The sequence below is a fragment of the Nocardioides sp. L-11A genome, from assembly GCA_029961745.1.
Classification (GTDB): Bacteria; Actinomycetota; Actinomycetes; order Propionibacteriales; family Nocardioidaceae; genus Nocardioides.
The window spans coordinates 2,741,917-2,757,045 of the sequence record CP124680.1; the positions used below are offsets into that span (position 1 = coordinate 2,741,917).

Below are 15,129 nucleotides of genomic sequence, written 5' to 3' on the forward strand. Positions count from 1 at the left end.
CCGAAAAGGAGATAGTTGAATGGCCTTCAAGAAGCCATTGGCCGCCGTAGCGGCCACGGCGCTCGCGGCCACGCTCGCCGCGTGTGGCGGTGGCAGCGGCGACGACGACAACGGCGGCGGCAGCAGCAGCGGCGGCAAGGCGGAGAAGGGTGGCGACGCCATCTTCTTCGTCGGTCCGCGGACCGTCGAGCACTGGGACCCCCAGCGCATGTACATCGGTCGTGACCTGAACAACTCCGGCCGTCTCTTCTACCGGAGTCTGGTGGCGCTGCCCGCGTCCAACGACCCGGTCGAGGGCACGACGCCGGTCGCCGACCTCGCGACCGACACCGGCACCACCGAGGACGGCGGCAAGACGTGGAGCTTCACGGTCCGCGACGGCGTCAAGTGGGAGGACGGCCAGGCGATCACGTGTGAGGACTTCAAGTACGGCGCGTCGCGGAACTTCGCGACCGACGTGATCATCGGTGGTCCCGCCAACTACCTGTTCACCTACCTCGACATCCCGACCGGTGACGACGAGCTGCCGGCCTACAAGGGCCCCTACTCCGGCGAGGGCCAGGACCTGTTCGACAAGGCCGTCACCTGCGACGGCCAGACGATCACGTACCGGTTCAAGAAGGCGTGGCCGGACTTCCCGAACTCGATCGCGCAGCTGCGGTACATGGACCCGTACCGGGCCGACCTCGACAAGGGCGACGCGAACAACTTCGCGATCATCTCCAACGGTCCCTACAAGCTCGACGGTGACTGGAAGGAGGGCACCGGTGGCAAGTTCGTCCGCAACGACAACTGGGACGAGTCCACCGACCCGATCCGCAAGGCCTACCCGGACACCTGGGACTTCCGCGAGGGTGACACCGACGAGGCGATCTACGAGCAGCTGCTCGCCGACACCGGTGACGCGCAGTACGCCGTGACCGAGCGTCGTCTCCCGCCGGCGCTGTTCAGCCGCAAGGACGAGGCCGGAGATCGCTACAGCCAGGTCGAGTCGCCGTACGTCGACTACGTGCTGCCGAACTTCAACTCCCCGGTCTTCAAGGACGCCAACTGCCGCGAGGCGCTCAAGCTGGCGACCGACCGCGCGGGCTGGATCAAGGCCGGTGGTGGCGACAACTACTTCAAGGCCACCGACTCGGTGATCAACCCCGGCGTTCCCGGCTACAAGCCGAACCCGGCCTTCGCGGACATCCCGGCCGCCGGTGACCCGGAAGCCGCCGCTGCCGCGCTGGAGAAGTGCTCGGCCCCCAAGCCGGTGAAGATCAAGTTCACCTACTCGGGCGGCACGCCGACCTCCGACAACCAGGCCTCCGCCCTCAAGGCCGCCTGGGACAAGGCCGGCTTCCAGACCGAGCTGGACCCGCTCGAGGACACCTACTACGCCGTGATCCAGAAGCCGGACGCCGACTTCGACGTCACCTGGGGTGGTTGGGGTGCTGACTGGGCCTCCGCCGGCACCGTCATCCCGCCGCTGTTCGACAGCCGGATCAACCTGACCGGCGACTCCAACGGCAACGACTACGGCAACTACAAGGGTGGCCCCGAGGTCAACCAGCTCATCGACGACGCCTACGCCGAGCCCGACCTCGACGTGGCGGCGGACAAGTGGGCCGCGGTCGACGCCAAGCTGGGTGAGGACATCGCCTACATCCCGCTGGAGATCACGATCTTCAACTTCGTCCACGGAGGGAAGGTCACCGGCTACGCGAACAACGTGTCGGTCAACGGCTACGCCGACCTCGCCGTGCTCGGCGTGGAGAAGTGACGCTCCGATAACCAGTTGACGGTCGGGGGCCGCCCTCACGGCGGCCCCCGATCGTCGGTGCCCACCGGCCACCAACGCTTCGAGAAGGTCCTCAGTGCTCGCGTACGTCATCCGCCGTGTCTTCGCCGGCGTGATCATGCTCATCGTGATGAGCATCGTCACCTTCGCCCTGTTCTTCGCCTCGCCGATCGACCAGGAGTCCTTCATCTGCGGCAAGAACTGCTCGGCCGCGCAGAAGAAGCAGACCGCCGCGGCGATGGGCTATGACGACAGCTTCGTCAACCAGTGGACCGACTTCGCCAAGGGCGTGGTCGTCGGCCGCGACTTCCCCGACGACCCCAAGCTGCGTGAGACCGCGCCGCAGACGATCGTCCGCTGTGACGCGCCGTGCCTGGGCTACTCCCGCGAGCGTGGCGACACGGTCACCAACCTGATCAAGGACACCTTCCCGGTGTCGTTCTCGCTGGCGATCTCCGCCTTCGTGCTGTGGATCGTCGGCGGCGTCCTGTTCGGCGTGATCGCCGCCCTCAAGAAGGGCTCCTGGATCGACCGCGGCCTGGTCGGCCTGACCCTGATCGGCTACGCGTTCCCGACCTTCTTCGTCGGTCTGCTGCTCTACAAGTTCGTCGCCATCCAATGGGGGCTGACGGACGTGCCACGCTATACGTCGATCGCCGACGGCGGGATCGGCGGCTGGCTGTCCAGCCTCACCCTGCCCGCGATCACCCTCGCCGTGTTCTTCATGGCGGCCTACGTCCGCATGACCCGCTCGTACGTGATCGAGTCGTTCCAGGAGGACTACGTCCGCACGGCCCGGGCCAAGGGCCTGTCCGAGCGCACGGTCACCTTCAAGCACGCCCTCCGCGCCGCGCTGACGCCGATCGTGACCATGGCGGGTCTCGACCTCGCCGGCCTCCTGGGCGGTGCGATCATCACCGAGCAGGTCTTCAACTATCCGGGCATGGGCAAGCTCTTCGTCCTGGCGAGCACCGACTTCGACCTCCCGACCATCGTCGGCCTGGTCGTCCTCCTGGCGGCCTTCGTCATCCTCGCCAATATCATCGTGGACCTGCTGTACGCCGTCATCGACCCGCGCGTGCGCCTGGGCTGAGAGGAATCCGGAAATGTCCACCACCTCCCCGTCCCGGTCCACGAGCGTCGGCACCTCGTCCGCACCGCTGCTGTCGATCCGCGAGCTCGAGGTCCACTTCCCGACCCAGGACGGCCTGGTCCGGGCCGTCAACGGCCTCACCTTCGACCTCGAGCGCGGCAAGACGCTCGGCATCGTGGGCGAGTCCGGCTCCGGCAAGTCGGTCTCGAGCATGGCGATCATGGGCCTGCACCGGGGCACCAACGCGAAGATCAGCGGCGAGATCGTTCTCGACGGGGTCAACCTGCTCGACATCTCCGCCGACGAGATGCGCAAGAAGCGCGGGCGCGAGGTCTCGATGATCTTCCAGGACCCGCTCTCCGCGATGCACCCGTACTACACGGTCGGCAACCAGATCGCCGAGGCCTACCGGGTCCATCACGACGTGTCCCGCAAGATCGCCAAGCAGCGCGCCGTGGAGATGCTCGACCGGGTCGGGATCCCGACCCCGGACAAGCGGGTCAACGACTACCCGCACCAGTTCTCCGGCGGCATGCGCCAGCGCGCGATGATCGCGATGGGCCTGATCAACGACCCCGGCCTGCTCATCGCCGACGAGCCGACCACGGCCCTCGACGTGACCGTCCAGGCGCAGATCCTCGACCTGCTCCAGGACCTGCAGCGCGAGTTCAACTCCGCGATCATCATCATCACCCACGACCTGGGCGTCGTGGCGGAGATGGCCGACGACGTCCTGGTGATGTACGCCGGCCGCGCGGTCGAGCACGGCCCGTGCAAGGAGATCCTGACGCACCCGGAGATGCCCTACACCTGGGGCCTGCTCTCCAGCGTCCCCGACCTCTCCGGCGACCCGGACGCCCGGCTCGTACCGATCCCGGGCAACCCGCCGAGCCTGCTGAACCCGCCGTCGGGCTGTGCGTTCCACCCGCGCTGCCCGCACCGCGACAAGGTCCCCGGCGACCTGTGCCGCACCGAGCTGCCGTTGCTCGTCCCCGGCCAGCGCGGAGCCCACCACACCAAGCGGTGCCACCTGCCGAATCCCGACGCGATCTACGAGGCCGAGGTGCTGCCGGACATCGCGCCGGACCTCGTCGGCGGTGCCGGCGAGGGTGCCGGCGAGGGTGCCGAGGAGCTGCGATGACGAACGAGACGATCAACCAGCAGGGGGAGCCCGACGACATGGCCGTCGCGCCGAGGACCGAGGGGCACAGCGCGGCTGTCGCGCCCTCCGACGCCAAGCCGATCCTCGAGGTGGACGGCCTGCGCATGCACTTCCCGGTCAAGGCACCGGGCCTGATCCGCCGTACCGTCGGTCACGTCCAGGCGGTCGACGGGGTGTCCTTCCAGGTCGCCGAGTCGACCTCGCTCGGCCTGGTCGGCGAGTCCGGCTGCGGCAAGTCGACCACCGGCCGCCTGATCACCCGGCTCTACGAGCCCACGGCCGGCGCGATCCGCTTCGAGGGCCAGGACATCGCCCACGCGAAGGCGGGCGAGCTCAAGCCGCTGCGGCGCGAGATCCAGATGATCTTCCAGGACCCCTACACCTCGCTGAACCCGCGGCAGACGGTCGGCTCGATCGTCGGCGCGCCGCTCGCGATCCACAAGGTGCTGCCGAAGGACAAGATCCTCCCGCGGGTCCAGGAGCTGCTCGAGATCGTCGGGCTGAACCCGGAGCACTTCAACCGCTACCCGCACGAGTTCTCCGGCGGCCAGCGCCAGCGCATCGGCATCGCCCGCGCGCTGACCCTGCAGCCCAAGCTGCTGGTCGCCGACGAGCCGGTCTCCGCGCTCGACGTGTCGATCCAGGCGCAGGTGGTCAACCTGCTCCAGGACATCCAGACCGAGTTCGGCGTCGCCTTCCTCTTCATCGCCCACGACCTCGCGATCGTGCGGCACTTCTGCCCCGAGATCGCGGTGATGTACCTCGGCAAGATCGTCGAGATCGGCGACCGCGAGTCGATCTACGGCAACGCGCACCACCCGTACACCCAGGCGCTCCTCTCGGCGGTGCCGGACGTGAAGCAGGCGGCGACCGGGGGACGCCTGGAGCGGATCCGGCTGCAGGGCGACGTCCCCAGCCCGATCAACCCGCCGTCCGGCTGCCGGTTCCGCACCCGCTGCCCGATCGCCCAGGAGATCTGCGCCCGGCACGAGCCGCCACTCCTCCAGATCGGCCGCAAGCACAAGGTCGCCTGCCACTTCCCGGGCCGCCTCGGCGAGGCGCCGCGCGAGCCGCTGACCGCCGGTCTGCTGGGCGTCGACTCCGAGGGACGGCCCGATCCCGGCGCCAGCCCGAGCACGGACCTGGTCGAGCAGCCCGGGTACGCCGACACGTGGTTCGACCTCGACAACAAGTCCATCGGACGCGCCTGACCTGACCCGGCCGAGTGTGTGCCCGACCGGCGGCCGCGCGCTGCGCTGGTCAGACCAGTCGGCGATTGGGCACAGACCGCAGGTGGTGGGGCCGGATCGTTGCGGTTTGGGACCAAACCGCAACAGACCTGACCCCCGGAGGCGAAGCCGGCCTGCTCTCGACGGTATCGGCGAGAAGCCGTCGCCGCGCTGGTCAGACCAGTCGGCGATCGGGCACAGACCGCAGGTGGTGGGGCCGGATCGTTGCGGTTTGGGACCAAACCGCAACAGACCTGATCGCGCCGGGACAGCGAGCGGACTCGCGACGGGCGGACGTCTCCGAGCCTCACGTCATCGATGTCGCAGCCGCTGACTAGGGTGGATCACCGTGGATGACGAGCCCCAGCTGTTCGACACCCCCGGCTCCCGGGGGTCGGCGTCGGGCGGCTCCCTCGCCGACGCCGGTCACGCGTCGACGCCGCTGGCGGTGCGGATGCGCCCGCGCACGCTCGAGGAGCTGGTCGGCCAGGAGCAGCTGCGTGCGCCCGGTTCGCCGCTGCGCCAGCTCGTCGAGGGCGACCAGTCGCTCTCGCTGCTGCTGTGGGGGCCGCCCGGCACCGGCAAGACGACGATCGCCTCGATCATCAGCCAGCAGACCGGGCGCCGGTTCGTGGAGATCTCGGCCGTCTCCGCGGGCGTCAAGGAGGTCCGCGCGGCCATCGACTCCGCCCGTCGCCAGCTCGTCGCGACGGGGGAGGAGACGGTGCTCTTCGTCGACGAGGTGCACCGGTTCAGCAAGGCCCAGCAGGACGCCCTGCTGCCGGGCGTCGAGAACCGCTGGGTCTCCCTGGTGGCGGCCACCACGGAGAACCCGTCGTTCAGCGTGATCTCGCCACTGCTCTCGCGCAGCCTGCTGCTGCGGCTGCAGTCACTCACCGACGACGACATCGCGGCCGTCCTGGACCTCGCGGTGACCGATGAGCGCGGCCTCGACGGCGAGGTGGTGCTCGAGGACGCCGCCCGCGACCACATCGTGCGGCTCGCCGGCGGCGATGCCCGGCGCTCGCTGACCTACCTGGAGGCCGCCGCCGGCGCCGCCCGGACCAAGGCATCGACCGGCTCGACCGCCAAGCCGGTGATCGACGTCGAGACCGCCGAGACGGCGGCCGACCAGGCGGCGGTGCGCTACGACCGCGACGGCGACCAGCACTACGACGTCGTCAGCGCGTTCATCAAGTCGGTCCGCGGCTCCGACGCGGACGCCGCGCTGCACTACCTGGCCCGGATGATGGAGGCGGGGGAGGATCCCCGCTTCATCGCCCGGCGGCTGATGATCCTCGCCAGCGAGGACATCGGGCTCGCGGACCCGACGGCCCTCACGACCGCGGTGGCCGCCGCGCAGACCGTGCAGCTGATCGGGATGCCCGAGGCGCAGCTCACCCTGGCCCACGCCACCATCGCGCTGGCGGTGGCCCCGAAGTCCAACGCCGTGACCACCGCGATCGGCGAGGCGATCGGCGACGTCCGGGCGGGCAAGATCGGACAGGTGCCGCCCCACCTGCGCGACGCCCACTACTCCGGCGCCAAGGCCCTCGGGCATGGGAAGGGCTACGTCTACAGCCACGACGCGCCGTACGGCGTGGCCGAGCAGCAGTACGCCCCCGACGTGGTCCTCGACGCGTCCTACTACCGCCCGACCGAGCTGGGCGCCGAGGCCGCCGTCAAACAGCGGTGGGAGCGGGTACGCCGTATCATCCGCGGGCGGTAGGCCGTGCCTCCCTTTCGCCGCCGGTGCCCAGCCCGCCCCGCACGCACGCGGGCGGCCTTCCCGACGCTCGACGTGCGCCCAGCATGCCTTCGCGCCGGCGCCTTGCCAGCGCACGCGCCGGACGACCTGGGCATCCACCGAGGAAGGGGCGGCACGGCCTAGCAAGTAGGCTTGCTCGTCGTGACCAACGAGCTCGTCGTCCCGGCCTGGCTGGCCGTGCTGGTCGCGGTCGCCGTCCTGGCGCTCGCGGTCGCCGCCTTCCGCCTGTCCCGGTCCGTGCGCCAGGCTCGCGGCCACACCGAGGCCCTGCTGGCGGCCGCGGCCCAGGACGCCGAGGCGCTGCGCGAGCAGCTGGCCGGCATCGAGGCCGAGCTGCAGGAGAAGCAGGAGGGCGCGCTCCGCTCGGACCGCACGGACGGCACGGAGCGGATGCCGGTCGCGACGGTCGACGACCGCGAGTACGTCATCACCGACCTCGGGCAGGAGAACGGCCCGCGGGTCCCGGCGCGCGTCGTGCCCGCCCCGTTGTTCGCCGACATCCTGCTCCGCGAGAGCGTCATCAAGACCGCGGCGCTGGCCGCCGGGCTGCGCCGGGCCCTCTCGCCGGAGGTCCGCAACCGGATCCGGTTCGAGATGAAGCGCGAGGTCAAGCGCTCCCGCAAGGAGCGCAGACTGATGCTGCGGGCCGCCCGCCGCGACCTCGAGTCCCGTCGGCGCGGGGCGCTCCGGCCCGATGTCGAGGTGTCCTCGTGAAGGCGGGCGTCTGGTTCGCGGCCGGCGCCGCGGCCGGGGTCTACGGCGTGGTCCGGGCCCGGCGGCTCGCCGAGGCGCTCACCCCCGACGGCATGCGCGACCGCATCGGAGCGGCCTTCCTCGGCGCCCGGATGTTCGGCGAGGAGGTCGCCCGCGGACAGGCCGAGGCCGAGATCCACCTGCGGCAGCGTTTCGACGGAGCCGACGCCGGTCCGCCCCAGCTGATGAACCCCACCACCACACCGAGCAGAGAAGGCACCCGTTGAACGAGCGGCACCTGAGCAGCGCGGAGATCCGCAACCGGTTCCTCGCCCACTTCGAGGCGCGCGGCCACACCGTCGTACCGTCGGCCTCCCTGCTGCTCGACGACCCCAACCTGCTGTTCGTCAACGCGGGCATGGTGCCCTTCAAGCCCTACTTCCTGGGCCAGGAGACACCGCCGTTCCAGCGGGCCACCAGCGTGCAGAAGTGCGTGCGCACCCTCGACATCGAGGAGGTCGGCAAGACGACCCGCCACGGCACGTTCTTCCAGATGAACGGCAACTTCTCCTTCGGCGACTACTTCAAGGAGGGCGCCGTCCAGTTCGCCTGGGAGCTGATCACCAACGTCCAGGCCGACGGCGGGTTCGGCTTCGACCCCGACAAGATCTGGGTCACCGTGCTGCCCGAGGACGACGAGGCGCGCGACGCGTGGAAGCGGATCGCGGGCCTGCCCGACGAGCGGATCCAGCCGCGCGGGCTCAAGGACAACTACTGGAACATGGGCGTGCCCGGTCCCGGCGGCCCCTGCAGCGAGATCTACATCGACCGCGGCCCCGCGTTCGGCCCGGACGGCGGCCCCGAGGCCGACGAGGACCGGTTCCTGGAGATCTGGAACCTGGTCTTCATGCAGGAGGAGCTCAGCGCCGTCCGTGCCAAGGACGACTTCGACATCGCCGGGCCGCTGCCGAGCAAGAACATCGACACCGGCATGGGCCTGGAGCGGGTCGCGTACCTGCTCCAGGACAAGCACAACATGTACGAGATCGACACCATCTTCCCGGTGATCGAGAAGGCGATGGACCTGTCCGGGAAGAAGTACGGCGCGACCGGTGCCGACGCCCATGTCGACGACGTGCGCTTCCGCGTGGTCGCCGACCACGTCCGCAGCTCGCTCATGCTGATCGGTGACGGCGTCACGCCCGGCAACGAGGGCCGCGGCTACGTCCTGCGCCGGCTGCTGCGCCGCGCCGTGCGCAACATGCGGCTGCTCGGCTTCCAGGACCCCGCACTGCCCGAGCTGCTGCCGGTCTCCCGCGACCGGATGGGGGAGAGCTACCCCGAGCTGGTCTCCGGCTGGGACCGGATCGCCCAGGTCGCGTACGCCGAGGAGGAGGCGTTCCGCAAGACGCTCCAGGCCGGCACCCAGATCTTCGATCTCGCCGCCGGCGAGGTGCGGCGGTCCGGCGCCTCGACCATCCCGGGCGACAAGGCGTTCGCGCTGCACGACACCTACGGCTTCCCGATCGACCTGACCCTGGAGATGGCCACCGAGGCCGGTCTCGCGGTCGACGAGTCCGGCTTCCGGCAGTTGATGGCCGAGCAGCGCGAGCGGGCCAAGGCCGACGCGCGCGCCAAGAAGGGTCAGCACGCCGACACGGCGGTCTACCGTGACATCCTCGACGCCAACGGCCCGACCGAGTGGCTGGCCTACGAGACCCTCGAGACCGAGTCGAAGCCGCTGGCGCTGCTGCGCGAGGGGGCTGCCGTCCCCGTGCTCACCGGTGGCGAGATCGGCGAGCTGGTCCTCGACCGCACCCCGTTCTACGCCGAGTCCGGTGGCCAGGTCGCCGATGCGGGCGTCATCGAGTTCGAGGGCGGCGCGCTGGAGGTGCTCGACGTCCAGCGCCCGGTCCGCGGCCTGGTGGTGCACCAGGTGCGGGTGGTCGACGGAGAGCTGCCCGCCGACGCGCGGCTGCTGCACGCGAAGGTCGACCCGCAGTGGCGCATCGGCGCCCGGCAGGCGCATTCCGGCACCCACATCGTGCACGCAGCGCTGCGCGAGGTGCTCGGCCCCACGGCCCTGCAGTCCGGCTCCTACAACCGCCCGGGCTATCTCCGCCTCGACTTCGGCTGGCTCAGCGCCCTGTCGCCCGAGCAGGTCCGCGCGATCGAGGAGGTCTCCAACAACGCGCTGCGCGCCGACCTGCCCGTCGGCTGGCAGTACATGACGCTCGGCGAGGCCAAGGACTGGGGCGCGATCGCCCTCTTCGGCGAGACCTATGACGACCGATCAGTCCGCGTCGTCGAGATCGGCGGCCCCTGGTCGCGTGAGCTCTGCGGTGGCACCCACGTGGAGCACTCCAGCCAGGTCGGCACCGTCGTGGTCACCGGCGAGGCGTCGGTCGGCTCGGGCAACCGCCGCATCGAGGCGTTGACCGGCGTCGAGGGCTTCGCCTATCTCGCCCGCGAGCGCGATGTGGTCGGCCAGCTCTCCACCCTGCTCAAGACCCAGCCCGACGACCTCGTCGGCCGGGTCGGCGACCTCCTGGAGCGACTCAAGCAGTCCGAGAAGGAGATGGAGAAGATCCGGCTCGCCCAGCTGCTGTCCGGCGGCGCGGCGCTCGCCGAGGGCGCCACCGACGTCAACGGCGTACGTCTGGTCGCCCAGCGGCTCGACGGTGCGGCGGGTGGCGACGTGCGCACCCTGGCGACCGATGTCCGGGCCCGCCTCGTGGGCGACGCCCCGGCGGTCGTCGTCCTCGTGGGCGCAGCCGATGGCAAGGCCGCGATCGTCGCCGCCCTCAATGATGCCGCCCAGGCCCGCGGCCTGGCGGCGGGAGACCTGGTGCGCGCCGCGGCGCCCTTCCTCGGCGGCAAGGGCGGCGGCAAGGCCGACCTCGCCCAGGGCGGCGGCACCGACGTGTCCCGGATCGACGAGGCGCTCGCCGCGGTGACGGCAGCGGTCGCCTCGGCCTGAGCAGCCGGATGAGGCACGGCGTCCGTCTCGGCGTCGACCCGGGCGACGCCCGGATCGGCGTCGCCCGCAGCGACCCGTCCGGGATCCTCGCCACGCCTGTCGAGACCGTGCGGCGCGGTAGGGGCGACCTGCGCCGGATCCACCAGATCCAGAAGGCCGAGGACGCCGTCGAGATCGTCGTCGGCCTCCCACGCTCGCTCGCCGGCGGCGAGGGACCGGCCGCGGCCAAGACCCGTGAGTTCGCCGCCCGGCTGGCCCGGCGCGTGGCGCCGGTCCCGGTGCGGCTGGTCGACGAACGGCTCACCACGGTGACCGCGGAGGCTATGCTGCGCGACCAGCGCAAGGGCGCGAAGCGACGCGCTGTGGTCGACCAGGTCGCGGCCGTCGTCATCCTGCAGCAGGCGCTCGATGCCGAACGCGCCACCGATACCCCTCCGGGGGAGCTGGTGACGCCGCCCCCCACCGACGAGGAGACCCATGACTGAGCAGCCGCCGACGGAGCCCGTCGAGCCCGCTGAGGACCTCGGGCTGCTCCCCGGCACGCCGGCGGGCGGACGCCGGCGCGCGGCCAAGCAGCGGCGCGGCGGCTGCCTGCCGATCCTGCTCGTGGTGGTGCTCTTCTGCGGCCTGGTCGCCTGGTTCGCCCGCGGCGCGATCTCCGACGTCAAGGACATGTTCGCCGGGCCGGAGGACTTCGCCGGGCCGGGCAGCGGGGAGGTCACCTTCGTGATCGACCCCGGCCAGACGGTCGGCTCGATGGGTGCCGAGCTCGAGGAGCTCGGTGTGGTCGCCTCCAGCGACGCCTTCGTCGACGCCGCGGCCAAGGACCAACGGTCGACGAAGATCCAGGCCGGCACCTACCTCCTCAAGAGCGAGATGAAGGCGGCCGACGTCGTCGCCATCCTCGTCGACCCGGCGAACGTCTCGACCGAGACGGTCACCGTCCCCGAGGGGCTGCGTGTCGTCGACATCGTCGACCTGCTCGCGAAGAAGACCGACTTCACCAAGAAGGCGTTGAACGCCGCGCTGCGTAGCCCGGAGCTCGGCCTGCCCGACTACGCCGACGGCAATCCCGAGGGCTACCTGTTCCCCGCGACCTACACGATCAGCCCCAACGACACCGAGGCCGGCTTCCTCAAGGCCATGGTCGACCGATGGAAGCGGGCCGCCGAGGACGCCGGGCTCGACGCGGCCGCCCAGCGGCTCGGCTACACCCCCCACGAGCTGATGACCGTCGCCTCGCTGGTGCAGGTGGAGGGCAAGACGGCCGAGGACATGGCGAAGATCGCCCGGGTGATCCTCAACCGGATCGAGAACCCCGGCACCGCCGGACAGGTCGGCCGGCTGCAGATCGACGCCTCGGTCGACTACGCGCTCGGCCGCAAGCTCACCGTCGGACTGACCCAGGCCGAGCGGGAGAACACCGACTCGCCGTACAACACCTTCCGGGTCACCGGGCTGCCGCCGGGGCCGATCAGCGCGCCCGGTGACGACGCGATCACCGCGGCCATGAACCCGCCGGAGGGCGACTGGTACTACTACGTCACCGTCAACCTGCGCACCGGCGAGACGAAGTTCGCGACCAGCTACGACGAGTTCCTCACCTACACCGGCGAGCTGCGCGACTACTGCGCCAACGAGTCCGAGGGCGCCTGCTAGTGGTCGCCGAGGGTGGGCCGATCCGCTGCGCCGTGGTCGGCGACCCGGTGGCGCACTCGCTCTCGCCGACCCTGCACCGCGCGGGGTACGCCGCGCTCGGCCTCACCGCGGCGTACGACGCGATCCGGGTGCCGGCCGGTGGGCTGGCCGGGTTCGTGGCCGGGCTCGGTCCGGAGTGGCGGGGGCTGTCGGTCACCGCTCCGCTCAAGCGGGAGGCACTGGCCCTGGCCGAGGAGGTGTCCGACCTGGCCCGGCTGGCCGGCGGTGCCAACACCCTGGTCCGGACCGCCGGCGGCTGGTCGGCCGACAACACCGACGTACCGGGTGCGTCGGCCGCCGTCCGCGAACGCTTCGCCGGCACCCCGGCCACGGCCACGATCCTCGGCGGCGGCGCGACCGCTGCCAGCGTCGGGCTCGCCCTGGCCGACCTCGGCGTCGGCCGGATCACCGTCGCCGCACGCAACCCGGGCAACGCCACGGAGGCGGTCGCCGCCGTCCGACGCCACCCGGCCGCGCCCGAGGTCCGCGTCCTCGCCCTCGACGTGACGGAGCACACCGGCGGAGTACTGGTCTCGACGATCCCCGCCGCCGCCCAGACGGCCGAGCTGGTCGCGCGGGTGCTGCCCGCCGAGGTCGTGTTCGAGGTGACCTACAACGAGTGGCCGACACCGCTGGTCGAGGCGGCACTGCGCACGGACATCCCGGTGGTCTCCGGACTCGACCTGCTGGTGCACCAGGCGGTGCTCCAGTTCGCCATGTTCACTGGTCATGACGGACCACTCGACGCCATGCGCTCGGCGGGCGAAGCCGCGCAGGCCGCCCGGTAGCGTCGCGGCATGCACGCCGTCCCCGCGCTGGTCTGCGCCCTCGTCGGCGCGCTCGCCGGACTCCTCGTCCCCTGGCTGATCGCGCAGTGTCCCGAGCCCGAGCACGATCCGTCCGAGAACCCCGAGGACTACCCCGACCACGTGCCCTTCGCACAGGTGGCCGCCCGCACCGGACTGCGCCTGCGCTCCGCCGCCGCGTGCGCGCTCGCCGCTGGTGTCCTCGGCCTGGCGCTGGGGTGGAACTGGGGTCTGTTCTGGCTGCTGGCCCTCGTCCCGGTCTGCTGCGCGCTGACGATCATCGACTACGTCACCTGGTACCTGCCCTCCCGCCTGATCCGGCCGGCCTGGCTGGTCAGCGGCGGGCTGGTCGCGGCGGTGGCCGTGGTGGTCAGCGACCCGTGGGTCGCCGGGTGGGGACTGATCGGATTCCTGGCGCTCGGTGGCTACTACGGTCTGATGCGCCTGGTCAGCCCGCGGGCCATGGCCGGCGGCGACGTCCGGCTGGGCGCGCTGCTCGGCATCGCGATCGGGCCGTACGGCGCGGGGGTGCTCCTCGTGTCCGTGCTGGCCGCCGCCGTGCTGGGCGTGGTGGCCATGGTGCCGATGCGGCGCAGCGGCACCATGATCCGGCGCCGGGTGCCGTACGGTCCCTTCCTCGTGCTCGGCGCACTGGTCGCCGTCGTCGTGGGACAGGTCCTCGGCGGCTGAGCCCCGCGTGGGACAATGGCGCTCATGTTGCGCTGGCTGACTGCGGGGGAGTCCCACGGCCCCTCCCTGGTCGCGATCCTCGAGGGCCTGCCGGCCCACGTCGAGGTCACGACCGACGACATCTCCGACTCGCTCGCCCGTCGTCGCCTCGGCTACGGCCGGGGCGCCCGGATGAAGTTCGAGGCCGACGAGGTCACCATCACCGGCGGCGTCCGGCACGGGCGTACGCAGGGTGGGCCGGTCGCGATCCAGGTCGGCAACACCGAGTGGCCCAAGTGGGAGACGGTGATGTCGGCCGACCCGGTCGACCCCGCGATCCTCGAGAGCCAGGCCCGCAACGCCGCGCTGACCCGTCCGCGCCCGGGCCACGCCGACCTCGCGGGCATGCAGAAGTACGACTTCGCCGACGCCCGCCCGATCCTCGAACGCGCCTCCGCGCGCGAGACCGCCGCGCGGGTCGCCCTGGGCCGCGTCGCGAGCAACTTCGTCGAACAGGCGACCGGTGCCCGGATCGTGAGCCACGTGCTCGAGATCGGCGGCGTGCGCACTCCGTCGGCCGAGCTGCCGGCCCCGGACGACGTCGAGCGCCTCGACGCCGACCCGGTGCGCTGCCTCGACGCCGACGGCTCGAAGCTCATGGTCGAGCGGATCGACCAGGCCCACAAGGACGGCGACACCCTCGGCGGCGTCGTCGAGGTCGTCGTCCACGGCCTGCCGCCGGGCCTCGGCTCCCACGTGCACTGGGACCGGCGCCTCGACGCGCGCCTGGCCGGCGCGCTGATGGGCATCCAGGCGATCAAGGGCGTCGAGGTCGGCGACGGCTTCGAGCTGGCCGCCACGCCCGGCTCACTCGCGCACGACGAGATCGTCCCGACCGAGGACGGCCTGCGCCGGGTCTCGGGCCGCTCCGGCGGCACCGAGGGCGGGATGACCACCGGCGAGATCCTGCGGGTGCGCGCCGCGATGAAGCCGATCGCCACGGTTCCGCGGGCGTTGCGCACCGTCGACCTGGCCACCGGCGAGGAGGCCGTCGCCCACCACCAGCGCTCCGACGTGTGCGCCGTGCCGGCGGCCGGCATCGTTGCCGAGGCGATGGTCGCGCTCGTCCTGGCCCAGGCCGTGCTGGAGAAGTTCGGCGGCGACTCCGTCCAGGAGACCCGGCGCAACGTGCAGTCGTACCTCGACACGCTCCGGTTCAAGTGAGCGACACCCCTCGAGCCGAGCCAC

Annotated in this window: 13 protein-coding genes; all 13 read left to right on the forward strand. The window is 71.4% G+C overall.

The window, feature by feature from the left end:
- Nucleotides 1-19 precede the first annotated feature (19 nt).
- The 13 genes from QJ852_13015 to aroC all read left to right on the forward strand — a co-directional run bounded on the left by QJ852_13015 (nucleotide 20) and on the right by aroC (nucleotide 15,105).
- On the forward strand, nucleotides 20-1,765 hold the full coding sequence (locus QJ852_13015; protein WGX99333.1) for an ABC transporter substrate-binding protein: 1,746 nt from the start codon (nucleotides 20-22) through the stop codon (nucleotides 1,763-1,765).
- A 94-nt stretch (nucleotides 1,766-1,859) separates the two neighbouring features.
- Complete coding sequence (locus tag QJ852_13020; GenBank protein WGX99334.1) at nucleotides 1,860-2,876, forward strand: ABC transporter permease; 1,017 nt, start codon at nucleotides 1,860-1,862, stop codon at nucleotides 2,874-2,876.
- A gap of 13 nt (nucleotides 2,877-2,889) precedes the next feature.
- Entirely contained in the window at nucleotides 2,890-4,017 is a 1,128-nt protein-coding gene (locus tag QJ852_13025) for an ABC transporter ATP-binding protein (protein WGX99335.1), read from the forward strand.
- 38 nt (nucleotides 4,018-4,055) lie between these two features.
- On the forward strand, nucleotides 4,056-5,249 hold the full coding sequence (locus QJ852_13030) for a dipeptide ABC transporter ATP-binding protein (protein ID WGX99460.1): 1,194 nt from the start codon (nucleotides 4,056-4,058) through the stop codon (nucleotides 5,247-5,249).
- 367 nt (nucleotides 5,250-5,616) lie between these two features.
- Nucleotides 5,617-6,996, forward strand: coding sequence for a replication-associated recombination protein A (locus QJ852_13035; protein WGX99336.1), 1,380 nt, complete (start codon nucleotides 5,617-5,619; stop codon nucleotides 6,994-6,996).
- A 180-nt stretch (nucleotides 6,997-7,176) separates the two neighbouring features.
- Nucleotides 7,177-7,749, forward strand: a complete 573-nt coding sequence (locus QJ852_13040; protein WGX99337.1) for a hypothetical protein — start codon at nucleotides 7,177-7,179, stop codon at nucleotides 7,747-7,749.
- Complete coding sequence (locus QJ852_13045) at nucleotides 7,746-8,015, forward strand: DUF6167 family protein (GenBank protein WGX99338.1); 270 nt, start codon at nucleotides 7,746-7,748, stop codon at nucleotides 8,013-8,015. Before QJ852_13040 ends, QJ852_13045 begins: the two co-directional genes overlap by 4 nt.
- 11 nt (nucleotides 8,016-8,026) lie before the next feature.
- The gene (gene alaS, locus QJ852_13050; protein WGX99461.1) at nucleotides 8,027-10,708 is read left to right on the forward strand and encodes an alanine--tRNA ligase; all 2,682 of its coding nucleotides are present in this window, start codon (nucleotides 8,027-8,029) and stop codon (nucleotides 10,706-10,708) included.
- Nucleotides 10,709-10,716: 8 nt separating this feature from the next.
- Nucleotides 10,717-11,193, forward strand: a complete 477-nt coding sequence (gene ruvX / locus QJ852_13055; GenBank protein ID WGX99339.1) for a Holliday junction resolvase RuvX — start codon at nucleotides 10,717-10,719, stop codon at nucleotides 11,191-11,193.
- Nucleotides 11,186-12,367, forward strand: a complete 1,182-nt coding sequence (gene mltG, locus QJ852_13060; GenBank protein WGX99340.1) for an endolytic transglycosylase MltG — start codon at nucleotides 11,186-11,188, stop codon at nucleotides 12,365-12,367. Before ruvX ends, mltG begins: the two co-directional genes overlap by 8 nt.
- Nucleotides 12,367-13,194, forward strand: a complete 828-nt coding sequence (locus QJ852_13065) for a shikimate dehydrogenase (GenBank protein WGX99341.1) — start codon at nucleotides 12,367-12,369, stop codon at nucleotides 13,192-13,194. The genes mltG and QJ852_13065 overlap by 1 nt, the downstream gene beginning before the upstream one ends.
- A 9-nt stretch (nucleotides 13,195-13,203) precedes the next feature.
- A complete protein-coding gene (locus QJ852_13070; GenBank protein ID WGX99342.1) occupies nucleotides 13,204-13,902 on the forward strand; it encodes an A24 family peptidase in 699 nt (232 codons plus the stop codon).
- 24 nt (nucleotides 13,903-13,926) lie between these two features.
- A complete protein-coding gene (gene aroC, locus QJ852_13075; GenBank protein WGX99343.1) occupies nucleotides 13,927-15,105 on the forward strand; it encodes a chorismate synthase in 1,179 nt (392 codons plus the stop codon).
- Nucleotides 15,106-15,129: the final 24 nt, after the last annotated feature.